This is a genomic window from Duganella paludis (assembly GCF_054461335.1).
This window is the reverse complement of the sequence record NZ_CM136922.1, coordinates 4,566,393-4,580,472: the sequence shown is the minus strand read 5'-3', so window position 1 is coordinate 4,580,472 and position 14,080 is coordinate 4,566,393. Positions and strand designations below refer to the sequence as shown.

6 protein-coding genes are annotated in these 14,080 nt (G+C 64.5%); 1 reads left to right on the top strand and 5 read right to left on the bottom strand.

Annotated elements, in window-relative coordinates:
- Positions 1-16: 16 nt before the first annotated feature.
- Both ACXZ1M_RS20125 and aroG read right to left on the bottom strand, forming a co-directional pair.
- Positions 17-2,920, bottom strand: coding sequence for a TonB-dependent receptor domain-containing protein (locus tag ACXZ1M_RS20125; RefSeq protein WP_459049411.1), 2,904 nt, complete (start codon positions 2,918-2,920; stop codon positions 17-19).
- Positions 2,921-3,189: 269 nt separating this feature from the next.
- A complete protein-coding gene (gene aroG, locus ACXZ1M_RS20120; RefSeq protein ID WP_459049410.1) occupies positions 3,190-4,269 on the bottom strand; it encodes a 3-deoxy-7-phosphoheptulonate synthase AroG in 1,080 nt (359 codons plus the stop codon).
- Between the two features lie 554 nt (positions 4,270-4,823).
- On the opposite strand from aroG, the gene ACXZ1M_RS20115 reads away from it, so the two are divergent.
- Positions 4,824-7,397, top strand: coding sequence for a TonB-dependent receptor (locus ACXZ1M_RS20115; RefSeq protein ID WP_459049409.1), 2,574 nt, complete (start codon positions 4,824-4,826; stop codon positions 7,395-7,397).
- A gap of 98 nt (positions 7,398-7,495) precedes the next feature.
- On the opposite strand, the gene tldD is transcribed toward ACXZ1M_RS20115, so the two are convergent.
- From tldD to ACXZ1M_RS20100, 3 genes are read right to left on the bottom strand one after another with little or no spacing between them, the layout of a single operon-like run.
- Positions 7,496-8,956, bottom strand: a complete 1,461-nt coding sequence (gene tldD / locus ACXZ1M_RS20110; RefSeq protein ID WP_459049408.1) for a metalloprotease TldD — start codon at positions 8,954-8,956, stop codon at positions 7,496-7,498.
- 42 nt (positions 8,957-8,998) lie between these two features.
- A complete protein-coding gene (locus ACXZ1M_RS20105; RefSeq protein ID WP_459049407.1) occupies positions 8,999-9,796 on the bottom strand; it encodes a carbon-nitrogen hydrolase family protein in 798 nt (265 codons plus the stop codon).
- Between the two features lie 2 nt (positions 9,797-9,798).
- A complete protein-coding gene (locus ACXZ1M_RS20100) occupies positions 9,799-13,992 on the bottom strand; it encodes a YhdP family protein (RefSeq protein ID WP_459049406.1) in 4,194 nt (1,397 codons plus the stop codon).
- Positions 13,993-14,080 lie beyond the last annotated feature (88 nt).

The window sequence follows — 14,080 nt, the reverse complement described above, 5'->3', positions numbered from 1 at the left end:
TGGGCGGTCACCTGGCTTAGAACTTGTAGTTGCCGGTAATGTAGAACGAACGTCCCGCCGGATCGGCGTAGCGACCGTCATAGCCGATCTGATTACCGCCGCCGGCGTTCTGCAAGGTGAACGGTGGATCGCGGTCGAGCAGGTTCTTGATGCCGGCCGTCAGCGCGAACTTGCCGAAGTCATACTTGCCCTGCCAGTCGAAGGTGGTGTACGACGGCGTCCACAGCCCGCCAAACGCCACCGAGTCGCCCACGCTGCCGTCCGGATTGACCGCAAACACGGCGGTGTCGACCGGATAGGCCTGGTCGTGGTAGCCCGACTTGTAGTGCGCGGTCAGGGTGTTGGTCAGCTTGCCGTTGGTCAGGCTCAGGCTGACATTGCTCTGCACGCGGAACACCACGCCATTGTCCGGACCAAATGCGCCCAGGTTGGACTGCACCACGCCGCCCGCGCTGGTGGTGTAGTTTTGCTTGAGCATGTAGGTGCCGTTCCACGCCGCGCGCAGATCGCCGATGGCGGTCTTGTTGCGGTAGCTGAAGTCCCAGTCGATGCCGCGGTAGTTGGCGACACCGCCGTTGATCGGCGCCAGCAGGTAAGCAATGGTGGTGTAGCCGGCCGGATCAGGATACGGATTGACGAACAGGTTTTTGTAGGTCTGCGGATTGGCGAAGCCCACCTGCTCCGGCACGCCGGCCGACAGCACCTGGTTGCGGATCTGCACATTCCACAAATCCAGCCCCAGCGACAGGCCGCGCAGCGGTTCGACCCGGCCGCCCAGGGTCCATTGCTTGGACTTCTCCGGCTGCAGGCCGGCATCGCCGCTCTGGCCGTTCGGGCCGGTCAGCAAGTCGTACTGCGCCTGGCCGACCTGGCAACCCGGCGAACCGGGGAACGGGCACGCATAACTGCCGGCCGTGCTGCCGTTGAAGGTGTTGGCGCCGGCGATGTCGTTCAGGTTGGGCGCCTTGAAGCCGGTACCGTAGGCGGCGCGCAACAGCACGGTGTCGACCGGGGTCCACTTCACGCTGACCTTGTAGGTGCCGGCGCTGGAGGTGTTGCCGATGTCGCCGCTGCCCAGGCGCGGGATCAGGCCGGAGGCGTCCGGCACCGAGGCGAAGATGTAATCGCTGTGTACCTTGTCATAGCTGTCGTAACGGCCGGACACGGTCGCCTCGAAGGTCTTGGTGACCGGCAGCAGCACCTCGGTGAACACACCCCAGTTGTCGCGCTTGGCGCCAAACGGCACCTGGCCGTAGCTGCCGCCCACTGGATAATTCGGCGAAGCCGGCTGGGTCGAGAAGCCCGAGTTGGACAGAATCAGCGAGCTGTAGTCGATCTCGTACTTGGTCTTCGAATAGTCGCCGCCCAGGGAGATGATGGAGGTGCCGCCCGGCAGCGCGAACAGGTCGTGCTGCGCGCCCGCGTGCACGGTGTTCAGCGTCGACTTGGTGCGCGAGAAGACGTGGCCGTTGAGCAGCGCGCCCTGCAGCTGGTCGGCGCCCTGGCCGGTGACCGGATCGTACTTGCCGGCCGCCACCAGGTTTTCCAGCATGGTGAAGTCGGAATAGCCGCCGGCCGCCGTGTCCTTCAGCTTGGCCTGCGACAGGATCAGCGACCCATTGTAGGTCCAGCCGAATGCCGAACCGTCGATGCCGGTGGCGAAGTGGCGCGCAGTGGTTTGGTACTCATCGGCGCGGCCGCCGATCAGCACCGAGCGGTAGCCCAGCGTGGCGTCATTGGTCGGATTTTCCAGGCCGTTCGCCGCCAGGTAAGACTGGACGTATTTGGCGTACAGCGCCGGGAAGCGCGTGGTGGAATTGACGCCCATAGGCTGCGCCGACGGTGCGAATTGCGCGGTCATCGCATATTGCGACAGCACCAGCTCGGCCCAGGCCGTGGTGTCTTCATTGATCTTGAACGTGCCTTTCAGCAGGCCGCTGTCGCGATGGCTGCCCGGCACGTCTTCCACTGTGGCGGCATAGTTGAAGCGGCATTGCGTGCCCAGCGGTCCGGCCAGTGCGCTGCCGCAATTGCCGTTGGCAGCCAGGTAGGGATTGATGGCGTAGCCGGTGGTGTCGGCGTTCGAACCGATCGGACGGGCGTTGAAGGTGATATTGGCCGGCTCGGTGTTGCCGGTGCGCTGGTCGAAGTAGTACTGCTTGCCGTTGGCGCCAAACTTGAAGAACGCGCCCTTGGCCGAGAAGTCGCGCTGCAGCGCGGTGATGCGCTCCAATTCCTCATGGCTGTACGAGGCGAGCACGTTCCAGCCATTGGTTTCCAGGTCGCCCCAACCCTTGGTGATGCCGGCGCTGCTCCATTTGCCGCCGTTTTTCTTCGGCTGGCCGTAGGTGGCGTACGCCTCGCCCTTGGTCATGTTTTTCTTCAGGATGAAGTTGACCACGCCGGCAATCGCGTCCGAGCCGTACAGCGCCGAGGCGCCGTCGGTCAGGATCTCGACCCGCTCCACCGCTTCCAGCGGAATGCTGGACAGGTTGACCGCGTAGCCGCCGCCTTGGCCGGAGCCGATGGCGCTCGGTGCCACGCGCTGGCCATCAAGCAGCACCAGCGTGTACTTCGACGGCAGCGAGTGCAGCGAGGCCGTGGTGACGCCGGCGCCGCCGCCGTTGACCGAACTCGACGACGGCACGAAACCCTGCATCGACGGCAGCATCTGGATCAGATCGGTGGCGGAAGAGGCGCCGGTCGCCTTGATTTCGGCGGCGGTCAGCACCTGCACCGGCAGCGAGCCCTCTTTCTGGATGCGCTTGATCGACGAACCGGTGATCTCCACGCGTTGTATCGGCTGGTCGGGCGCCACCTCTTGCGCGATGGCGGGCAGCGCCAGCATGCCCAGGCTGGCAACCATACTGCCCGAGAACATCAGGCGTAAGCTACGGGACAGCACTCTTTCTTGAATCATGACTAACCTCCGGGGTAATTTTTTTAGGATGCAACTATCCAACGACCGTAGCCGGGTAGGCTGCAGACGGGAATTCGGTTCACTTGTGGGGAACTACGCTAGGAAGGTGTTCAACGACACCGGCCATGTTTTATATATCAACATGGCAGCGAATTAACTGTCAATCGAACCCCATGCAATTTTGGCGTCCTTACAACAGCCATGCTAGTCGGGCGCAAAAAAAAGGCCCCAACGCGACATTGGGGCCTACAGAAGAGTCTAGTTAGTGCTTACTTTGCGGCAGCCTCGCGCGCCTGCGTGGCCAGGCGGCGCTGGCGCACGGCGGCGGCCAGGCCTTGCAGCACTTGCACGCTGCTGTCCCAGTCGATGCAGCCGTCGGTGACGGACTGGCCATAGGTCAATTCCTTGCCCGGCACCAGATCCTGGCGGCCCGCCACCAGGTGCGATTCCACCATCACGCCGACGATGCGGCTTTCGCCGCCGGCCACCTGGCCGGCGATGTCGGCGCACACAGGCACCTGGTTTTCCGGCTTCTTCGAGCTGTTGGCGTGGGAAGCGTCGATCATCAGGCGCGGCGCCAGGCCTTGCGCGGCGATGGCCTTGCAGGCCTCCTCCACGCTGGCGGCGTCATAGTTCGGCGCCTTGCCGCCGCGCAGGATGATGTGGCAGTCCTCGTTGCCGTTGGTCGACACGATGGCCGAATGGCCGCCCTTGGTCACCGACAGGAAATGGTGCGGCTGCGAAGCGGCCTTGATGGCGTCGACCGCGATGCGCACGTTGCCGTCGGTGCCGTTCTTGAAGCCGACCGGGCACGACAGGCCGGAAGCCAACTCGCGGTGCACCTGCGATTCCGTGGTGCGGGCGCCGATCGCGCCCCAGGAGATCAGGTCGGCGATGTACTGCGGGCTGATAACGTCGAGGAACTCGGTGCCGGCCGGCAGGCCCAGCTCGTTGATGTCGCGCAGCAGCTCGCGCGCCATGCGCAGGCCGTCGTTGATGCGGAAGCTGTTGTCCATGTACGGATCGTTGATCAGGCCCTTCCAGCCCACCGTGGTGCGCGGCTTTTCGAAGTACACGCGCATCACGATTTCCAGGTCGCCGGCCAGCTCCTTGCGCAGCGGCGCCAGGCGGCGCGCGTACTCCATGGCGGCCTTGGTGTCGTGGATCGAGCACGGGCCGATCACCACCATCAGGCGGTCGTCCTGGCCGTGCAGGATGCGGTGCAGCGCCACGCGGGCGTTGGCGGCAGTCTGCTCCGCAGCGTCGGTGCACGCGTACTCACGGATCAGGTGGGACGGTGGCGTCAGTTCCTTCATCTCGCGGATGCGCAAATCATCGGTACGGGGCATGCTGTTCTCCAGTTAATCTAAAAAATTACGGGTAAAAAAAAACCGCCTAGGGAGGCGGTTTTTTAGGAATTTGCTGGGACTCGTTTTCTGCTTCTACGTGCACCGGCCGCTCATCCACCGCCTAGGGGTTGGAAAGCTAAAGTAAAACCAGCCGGTAAAGAAGAATTTGGTCATGGGTTGACTATAACGCCATAGTTCCGGGCTTGGCAAGCAATTTTTTTTCGGTCAGACCGCCTCCCAACAAAACTTTACACCCTCCGCAGTTGTCTTTACATCTTATCCATTGTGTCCAGATGTAAAGCCGCCGCGACGGCGGAATGCGGTCCGGCGACCCGCCGGCCGCTTTATGCAAAGGCGCGTCTTTACATGTGCTTTTATTTGCTACTGTTGGGTATACACACAATTATCTTTCGGTCATTGTTTGGATAGTCACTGAATGTTTTGATGGTTTTCCCCAACCACAAAACAAAATCAGGAGTGACACACCCATGATGATAGAAAGAGCTCTTACCCGAACTCTGCGTGTAATGTTCGCCGGCGGCCTAGCCGTTGGCATGCAGGCAGCCGTTGCCCAAACCGACGACGGCGCCATCCAGCGCGTGGAAGTAACCGGGTCCAGCATCAAGCGCCTGGCCAGCGAAACGGCCTTGCCGATCACCAGCATCAAGGCCTCGGACTTCGCCAAGCAAGGCCTGACCACGGCCGCCGAAGTGATGAACACGCTGTCGATGAACCAGAGCTCGACCGGCAGCAGCCAGTCGGTCGGTTCCGGCACCGGCGGCATCGCCACCGCCGACCTGCGCGGCCTGGGCAGCAACAAGACCTTGGTGCTGCTCAACGGCCGCCGCCTGGCCAGCCATCCGTTCAACGGTTCCTCGGTCGACCTCAACATCATCCCGCTCTCGGCGCTGGACCGCGTGGAAGTGCTGCGTGATGGCGCCTCGGCCATCTACGGCACCGACGCCATCGGCGGCGTGATCAACTTCATCACCAAGCGTTCGGTCCAGGGCGGCACGGTCAGCGTCGAGCGCTACCAGCCGCAGGCCAGCGGCGCCGGCGGCGAATCGCGCCTCAACCTGTCGGGCGGCTACGGCGACCTGGACCAGGACGGCTGGAACGTCTTCGGCGTAATCGACCTGCACAAGCAGACCGCGCTCGATGCGGTGGACCGCGACTTCTCCAGCACCAGCGTGCGCGCCGACCGTGGCATCAACAACAGCAGCGGCACCTCGCAGCCGGGCAACTTCTACTCGGCCAACGGCATCACCGGCAACCCCTACTACGCCAGCGGCTGCGCCGGCAAAGGCCTGATCCGCAACACTGCCAACGGCACCTGCCGCACCGACACCATCGCCTACATCCTGGACATTCCGAAGACGCAGCAGGAATCCTTCCTCGGCAAGGCCAGCTTCAAACTGAGCGCGGACAACATCGCCACGGTGGAATACCTGCACAGCCGCTCGACCAACGCCAGCGCCATCGCGCCGTCGCCGCTGACCGGCATCACCATGACCTCGGCCAGTCCCTACTATCCGGGCGGCAGCGCCGGCGTGCCGGCCGTGGCCGGCCTGACCGGTGAAAACCTCACCATCAACTGGCGCACGGTCGCCGCCGGCAAGCGCCAGGGCTACGACACCTCGATCTCCGACCGCTTGGTGCTGGCCTCGGAAGGTCTGGTGGCCGGCTGGGACTACAACGTCGGCCTGACCTACGGCATCAGCAAGGCCAGCAGCGCCTTCGCCGGCGGCTACACCAACGACTCGCTGATGAAAGCGGGCGTGTTGAGCGGCGTGCTGAATCCATTCGGCGAGCAATCGGCGGCCGGCCTGGCCTACATCGATGCGGCGCAACTGCGCGGCGAATACCTGGCCGCCAAGATGACCAGCATCGGCGTCGACGGCAAGGTCAGCCGCGAGATCTATCAGCTGCCGGCGGGCGGCGTCGGCTTCGCCATCGGCAGCGAGTTCCGTCACGACAAAGCCGTCTACGACATCAATACGGCGCTGGCCTCGCAGGCCTCCAGCTCCGGCTATGCCGACGCCAAGGACCAGTCCGGCCAGCGCAACATCGCCGCGCTGTACAGCGAGCTGAGCGTGCCGCTGACCAAGTCGCTGGAACTGTCGGCGGCGGCCCGCTACGACCACTACAACGACGTCGGCGGCAGCTTCAATCCCAAGCTCGGCCTGCGCTGGGAGGCCGGCAAGCAATTGATGTTCCGCACCTCGTACAACACCGGCTTCCGCGCGCCGACGCTGTACGACCTGCACGGTCCGGCCACCTCCACCTTCACCAGCAATGCCTACGACGATCCGGTGCTGTGCCCGGGCGGCGCGGCGGCGACCGGCGCCAATCCGAACGTGGCCTGCAACCAGCAGCAATACATCCGCAGCGGCGGCAACGCCAACCTGAAGCCGGAGAAATCCAAGACCTTCGCGCTGGGTGCGGTGTTCGAGCCGACCAATGCGGTCAGCATTTCGCTGGACTACTTCAACATCAAGATCCGCGACTCGATCGGCACGGTGGCGGAGTCCACCATCTTCGACAACTACGAGAAGTACAAGAGCTACTTCGTCTACTCGGCCGACGGCAAGACGCTGCAGTACGTGAACGCGGTGTTGGACAATCTGGGTGAGGTAAAGACGTCAGGCATCGACACCAGCCTGCGCTGGAAACTGCCGCGCAGCGCGGCCGGCGACTTCAGCTTCCAGTTCGACGGCACCTGGGTGCACAGCTACAAGTACCAGAACGAAACGGGCGGCGAGTTTGTTGAGAATGTCGGCGTGTACGGCGACAACGCGCCGGTATTCCGCTGGAAGCACAACGCCACCATCAACTGGAAAAAAGGTGTGTGGAGTGCGAGCTTCTCCAACAAATACCTGAGCGGATATGTGGATGAGAACGACGTCGACGACGCCTATCGCAACAAGGTGCGTGCGTACTCGACGTACTCGCTGTCGGGCGGCTACACGGGCTTCAAGAACACGGAGCTGACGGCCGGCATCAAGAACCTGTTCGACACCGCGCCGCCGTACACCAACCAGGGCACGACGTTCCAGAGCGGTTACGATCCACGCTACACGGACCCGCTGGGCCGCACCTTCTACGTGAAAGCGACCTACAAGTTCTAAAACCAATCCGGGGTCAGGTCCTCCATTGCTACACGGGCTCTGCCGTAGGCTTGCCTACGGCAGAGCCCGTGTAGCAATGGAGGACCTGACCCCGGATTTTAGGCGGTGCCGCCGACGGTGACGCCGTCGATGCGCAGGGTCGGTTGGCCCACGCCCACCGGCACGCTCTGGCCTTCCTTGCCGCACACGCCTACGCCCGGATCGAGCTTCATGTCGTTGCCGATCATCGACACGCGGTTCAGCACTTCCGGACCGTTGCCGATCAGGGTCGCGCCTTTGACCGGATAGGTGATCTTGCCGTTTTCGATCATGTAGGCCTCGCTGGCCGAGAACACGAACTTGCCGTTGGTGATATCGACCTGGCCGCCGCCGAAATTCACCGCGTACAAACCATTCTTCACCGACGCCAGGATCTCGCCCGGATCTTTATCGCCACCGAGCATGTAGGTGTTGGTCATGCGCGGCATCGGCAGGTGCGCGAACGATTCGCGGCGGGCGTTGCCGGTCACCGGCATCTTCATCAGGCGCGCGTTCATGGTGTCCTGGATGTAGCCTTTCAAAATACCGTCTTCGATCAGCGTGGTGCACTGGGTCGGATTGCCTTCGTCGTCGATGTTCAACGAGCCGCGACGATCCGCCAGCGTGCCGTCATCCACCACGGTCACGCCCTTGGCCGCCACACGATCGCCGATGCGGCCGGCGAAGGTCGAGGAACCCTTGCGGTTGAAGTCGCCCTCCAGGCCGTGGCCGATCGCTTCGTGCAGCAGGATGCCCGGCCAGCCAGGTCCGAGCACCACGGTCATCGGACCGGCCGGCGCCGGACGCGCATCCAGATTCACCAGCGCGGAATTGACCGCGTCGGTGGCGTATTCTTCCAGCAGCGCATCGCTGAAGTAGCCGTAGTCGTAGCGGCCACCGCCGCCCGACGAGCCGACTTCGCGGCGGCCGTTCTGTTCCACGATCACGGTCAGCGACACCCGTACCAGCGGACGAATGTCGGCCGCCAGCACGCCGTCGCTGCGCACCACCAGCACCACGTCGTATTCGCCGGCCAGGCTGGCCATCACCTGCACCACGCGCGGGTCTTTGGCGCGCGCCATCTTCTCGATGCGCTCCAGCAGCTTGACCTTGGCGGTGGCGTCCAGCGATACCAGCGGGTCGTGCGGCAGGTACAGCGAGCGGCCGCCCACATGGTTCATGGCGCCGGCCACCTTGATCTTGCCGGAGCCGGCACGCGCGATGGTGCGGGTGGCGGCGGCAGCGTCCAGCAGCGCCGCTTCGGAGATTTCATCCGAGTACGAAAACGCCGTTTTGTCGCCGGACACGGCGCGCACGCCCACGCCCTGGTCGATCGAGAAACTGCCGGTCTTGACGATGCCCTCTTCCAGGCTCCAGCCCTCATTCTTGGTGAACTGGAAATACAGGTCGGCATAGTCGACCTTGTGGGTGAACATCGCGCCCAGCGTCTTGATGAGCTTGCCTTCGTCCAGCCCGAACGGCGTCAGCAGGATATCGCGCGCTACGGCCAGGGTGGACAGATTCGGTTCAAATGGCTTCATGGTGATGCTTTCTGTTAGGTGTTACCGGCATTGTAGTAGATATCACATGGTCCGGTGTTTCAGCGCCGGCAGGCTGTCGCGCACGCCTTGCATGTAGGCCGGGTCGATCTCGCCGGCCACCACGCCCTCGCCTTCGGCCAGCACCGACTTGACCGCGCCCCACGGGTCGATCAGCATGCTGTGGCCCCAGGTGCGGCGGCCGTTCGGATGGGTGCCGCCCTGCGCCGCCGCCAGCACGTAGCACTGGTTCTCGATGGCCCGCGCGCGCAGCAGGATTTCCCAATGCGCCATGCCCGTGGTGTAGGTGAACGCGGCCGGCACCACGATCAGCGAGACCGGCCCCATGGCGCGGTACAGTTCCGGGAAGCGCAGGTCGTAGCACACCGACATGCCGACCTTGCCGAACGGCGCCTCGAACACGCCCACGTTCTGGCCCGGCACGATGGTCTTCGATTCGTTGTACGACTCGGTGCCCTTGGTGAAGCCGAACAGGTGGATCTTGTCGTAGCGGCCCACGTGCTCGCCCTGCGGGTTGTACACCAGCGTGGTGTTGATGACTTTTTCAGGATCGTCCGACGCCAGCGGCAAGGTGCCGCCGATCAGCCACACGCCCAGCTCGCGCGCCAGGCCCGCCATGAAGTCCTGGATCGGCCCGCTGCCGAGCGGCTCGGCAACCTTGACCTTGTCGCTATCGGCCAGGCCCATGATGGCCCAGTATTCCGGCAGCAGCACCAGTTGCGCGCCGCCTTGCGCGGCCTGCGTCACGAGCCGGCGCGCGGTGGCGATGTTGTCCGGCACGGACGGCGAGGAGATCATTTGGATGGCGGCGACGGTGTGCATGATTATCCTTTCGGTGTGGCGGGCGGTTCGATTTTGGCGGCGTCCAGCTTGGTGACCACCGGTGCTTTCCACGGGCCGGTCACCTGCATATGATAGGTCAATGCCTTCATCATTGGTGCACTGAGGAACAGCTGCGCCAGGAAACTGCCCAGCCCGATCACGGGATTGACGGCCAGCGCATACACCAGCGGCGCCGTGCCCAGGTTCACTTCCGGGATCACCACCACGTGCAGGTTGGTGGTTTCGTTGGCGATGTCGGCGCTGCCGTCCATCAATACGGTGGCGGCGACGCCGTGCATTTTCAAGTTATCGGTCTTGGCGATGCCGTGGTTGATGCTGGCGTTGGCCGAGATGCCGTCGAACGCCAGTCCCTCCGAGAACACATCATGGAAGTCGAGCTTGAGCAGGCGCGGCAAGGCTTGCAGGCTGAGCACGCCCAGCAGCTTGGCCGCGCCCGGATCCTGCTTGAGGAACTGGCCCTTCTCGACATTCATGGCGATCTGGCCGGACAAGCTGGGCAGGTCCAGCGAATACGGCAAGCCCTTCCAGGCGATGTCGCCTTTCAGCGCGCCCTTGCCGCCCTTGAGCGTGCCGATGAAGCCGAAGCGGTCGAGCAGCTTGCCGGCGTCGGCGATGTCGAGATTGAAGTTCAGCGTGGTGTTGTGCACGCCGTCCTTGCTGACCCATTTGCCGGCGCCGTTCAGCGCGCCGTCGGCGTTGACCAGCGACAGCTTGTTGACGCGCCATTCGCGCGCGCCGGGCAGTTGTACATTGTTGGCCTGCAGTTCCAGGCGGCCGAGCGGTTTGTTGAACAGTTCGAAGCGATCGACCACCACATCGAGCGCGGGAATGGTGGCGGCCGCGCTCTTGCCGTCCATCAGTGCCTGGACGTCGCTGCTGGCCGATTCCGGAATCACCAGCGAGGACAGGCGCGCCGTCACCTTGCCCAGGCCGGCGCCGGTGGACGGCTCGGCCCAGGTCAGGTGGCCGTTGGCCTGCGCCGAATCGATGTTGGCCTGCCACATGCCTTTTTGATGGCTGACGCCGACCACGATGTTTTCCAGCTTGCGGTCGCCGACGATCAGTTCGCTGGCGCGCGCGGCGATGGCGTCGGGGATCACGTATTGCGTGAAATCCGAGCCGTCCGCCGAGGTCGTCGCCGATGCCGGCGTGCCGCCCTTGCCGGCCACGGCGTCGCCGAAGTCCAGCCAGTTGTCCACGTTCAGCTGGTTCATGCTGATGTTGAAGGCCAGCCCGCTGTCCGGCTCCGGCGCCGGGGTGTTGACGCCGATGCCGCCGCGCACCAGTTTCCAGTGCTGCTTGCTTTGTTTCTGGCGCTGGTAGCGCGCGGTGATGCCGTTGCCGAGGGCGATGCGGATGTCGTCGTGCAGCAGGCCGCCGGCGTCCGGCGTCAGGCCGCTGGTCAGCACGAAGTGCAGCGGCATGGCCTCGACGGCGGCTTTCCTGACCGGCGCCGGCAGTTCCAGCCCCAGCCCGGTCAGGCTGGAGTCGACCGCCACCACCACCTGATGATCGCGCACGGTGATGGTGCCGTTGTAGCGGGTGGCGCCCGAGAAGTGATCGGCCAGGCGCTGCATGGCCGGCGCCGCGTAGGTCTGGCGGAAGCCGTCGGCCGTCATCATCCCGCCCAGCTTGACGATGATGGCGTTGTCCTTCTGCGTGCCGCCGCTGATGGCCACCGGACCGCCGAGGAAGTTGCCCGACAGCTGGTTCAGGTTGACGCCGTGTTCGTTGAATTCGATCTTGCCCTGCGCCGCCTGCACCACCGGCAGGTCGTTCATCAGGACGATGTCGTTGTTCTGCAATTGCAGCGCGCCCTGCACCTTGGTGTCGATGGCGTGCGCCAGCGGAATGCGCAGGCTCAGCCCCAGCTTGGTGTTGCCGCTGGCCTGGGTTTCATCGGTGAAGTGCGAGATCCATTCCAGCACCGGGCTGACCGCCACATACTTGAGGAATTCCTGCATCGGCCCGGCGGCGCTGCCGTCGATCTCCAGCATGGAATCGTGGATGGTCAGGTCCGGGATCACGGCTTTCACATTGCTCAGCGCCACACCGCCGGTGGTGGCCGTGTCGCCCCGGATTTCCATGCGCGCGCGCTCGAACACGAAGCTGCCCTTGATGTGCTCAGCTTGCGGCCACAGCGGCAGCGGCTTGCCGTCCTTGCCCAGTTCCTTGCCGTCGCGCAGGAAATGCCCGGGCTGGTAATTCAGTTTGGCGTCGGTCAGCTTGCCGGCCACGCGGAATTCGCCGCGCGCCTTGTCGGCGCTGCTGTCGCCGTGGAAGGGGAAATGCGCCAGGTCGCCGCGCAGGCGCACCGTGACGTCGCTGGCCACGCCGCCTTCCAGCGCGCCGGTCAGCCATTGCTGCAAATGGGGCGGCGTCTGCATCGGCAGGTAGCGGCCGATGCGGTTGACCTGGAAGCCGGTCAGCGTGCCGTTCAGGTCGGCCGTGCCCGGGCCCTTGCCCGCCAGCGAAATGGTATGCGTGCCTTGCAGCGTGCCGCTCAGGCCTTCCTGCTCGAAGTCCATGCTGTCGACCTGCAGCAGCAACTGGTTATCCGCTTCAAACGACCAGCGCGCCTTCAGGTTGAGGTGGTCGAACGGCATCGACGCTTCGGCGAAATAATCGGGCATCTGCAGCACCAGTTGCTGCGACTGCAGGTTGAAGCTGCCGCCCTTTTCGGTGGCGTCGATCGATCCGCTCAGGTTGTCGAAGCCCGGCAGCGCCGGCATGCCGGCGATGGCCGGGGTCTTGCCGGACTTGGGCTGCGCCAGGCGCGGCGGCTGCGGCTTCAGGCCGAGGCCGACCAGCTCGCCCTTGACACGGTAGCTCTGCAAGGCCGGGAAAGCGCCCTGCCATTCGGCGGAAAAGTTTTGCAGCAGGCCGCGCGGCGCGAAGCCGGCCACCATCTTGTGCTGGCGCTCGGTCAGCGGCAGGCGCTCGGCCAGGCCGGCCAGGGTTTGCAGATCGAGCTGGCGCGCGCGCAGCGTGACTTTTTCGGCCTTGGCGCCGGCCGCCGCCACATAGCTTTCCGACAGCGAGGTCGGCGCCATCACCAGGCCGTCGCGCGTGGTCAGGGTCAGGTTCTGCAGTTCGACGCTGTGGGCCAGCGCGCCGAAGCCCGGCGTGACGGCGCCCTTGCGCGCCGCCGGCGGGCGGATGTCTTCGCGGGCGGCGATGCGGCCGCTCAGCTGCTGCAAGTCCAGCAGCGGCAGTTCTTTGCCGAGCACGGCGGTGACGTCGGCCAGGCCGACATCGGCGGTAAAGCCGGTCAGGCGCGACTGGTCGATGCCGACCCAGGCGCGCAGCGAGCCCGTGCCACGGCTCAGTTCGAACGGATAGTCGACCCAGGCCTTCCAGGCCAGCAGGTCGGTGTTGCGGATGTCGGCGTAGAGCTCGCCCTTCCACATCGACAAATTGGAAATGCGGGCGCCGAAGGCGGGATGGCTGAAGTCGGCGCGCACGTCGAGCGGCGCCGCCAACGCGGCCGGCGGCGTGGCGCGCACGGCCAGTTGATGATGCAGCCACTGGTTGCGCAGCACCACCGTCACGTTGTCGAGCGCCAGCGGCGCGGCGGCGCGCTGGCGGTCGGTCCATTGCAAGCGGCCTTCGCGGATCACGATGTCGCGCTGTAGCAGCAGCCACTCCAGGCCCTTGCCGTCGCTCGGCTGCTTGGGGTCGATGGCGATGCCGGCCACCACCAGGCGGCCGTCGGCCTCGCGCAGGATGGACAGGTCGGGACGGTTCAGCTCCAGCGCATGGAAGCGCAGCTTGGCGCTGACCACGGTCCACCACGACAGCGTGGCCGACACGCTCGGCAGGCTCAGCGCCGGGCGGCCCTGCTGGTCGTGCAGCACCACGTCGCCGAGGAACAGGTTGGGACGGAAGCCGCTCCAGGAGGCATACACGCGGGAAATGGTGACGCGGTTGCCGACGGCGTCGCTGGCGACGCGCTCGATATCGCCCTTGTAGTGGTCGATATTCGGCAGCACCGCGTAACGCAGCGTCAGGAACAGGATGGTGAAGGCAAAGTAGAGCAGCAGCGCCAGCTTCACGGTGAAGCCGAGCACGTGGTGGGTAGCCAGGTTGCAGATGCGGTAGGCAGCACGAAGCCGATGCCAGCGCGCGGCCAATGGGCCCTCGCCTGTCACGCTCTCCTCCTCTGGTTTTTGCATTAATACGCTAATAAATCAGGCCATACGTTCGAATATTGTCTAAAGTCGCGCTAAACTCGGTCTCCGGAGCAATTCTACCTTATCCCTC

Excerpts from the sequence above, each read along its gene's own strand:
- ACXZ1M_RS20125 (WP_459049411.1), bottom strand. The coding sequence starts at position 2,920 with ATGATTCAAGAAAGAGTGCTGTCCCGTAGCTTACGCCTGATGTTCTCG.
- aroG (WP_459049410.1), bottom strand. The coding sequence starts at position 4,269 with ATGCCCCGTACCGATGATTTGCGCATCCGCGAGATGAAGGAACTGACG.
- ACXZ1M_RS20115 (WP_459049409.1), top strand. The coding sequence starts at position 4,824 with ATGCAGGCAGCCGTTGCCCAAACCGACGACGGCGCCATCCAGCGCGTG.
- tldD (WP_459049408.1), bottom strand. The coding sequence starts at position 8,956 with ATGAAGCCATTTGAACCGAATCTGTCCACCCTGGCCGTAGCGCGCGAT.
- ACXZ1M_RS20105 (WP_459049407.1), bottom strand. The coding sequence starts at position 9,796 with ATGCACACCGTCGCCGCCATCCAAATGATCTCCTCGCCGTCCGTGCCG.
- ACXZ1M_RS20100 (WP_459049406.1), bottom strand. The coding sequence starts at position 13,992 with ATGCAAAAACCAGAGGAGGAGAGCGTGACAGGCGAGGGCCCATTGGCC.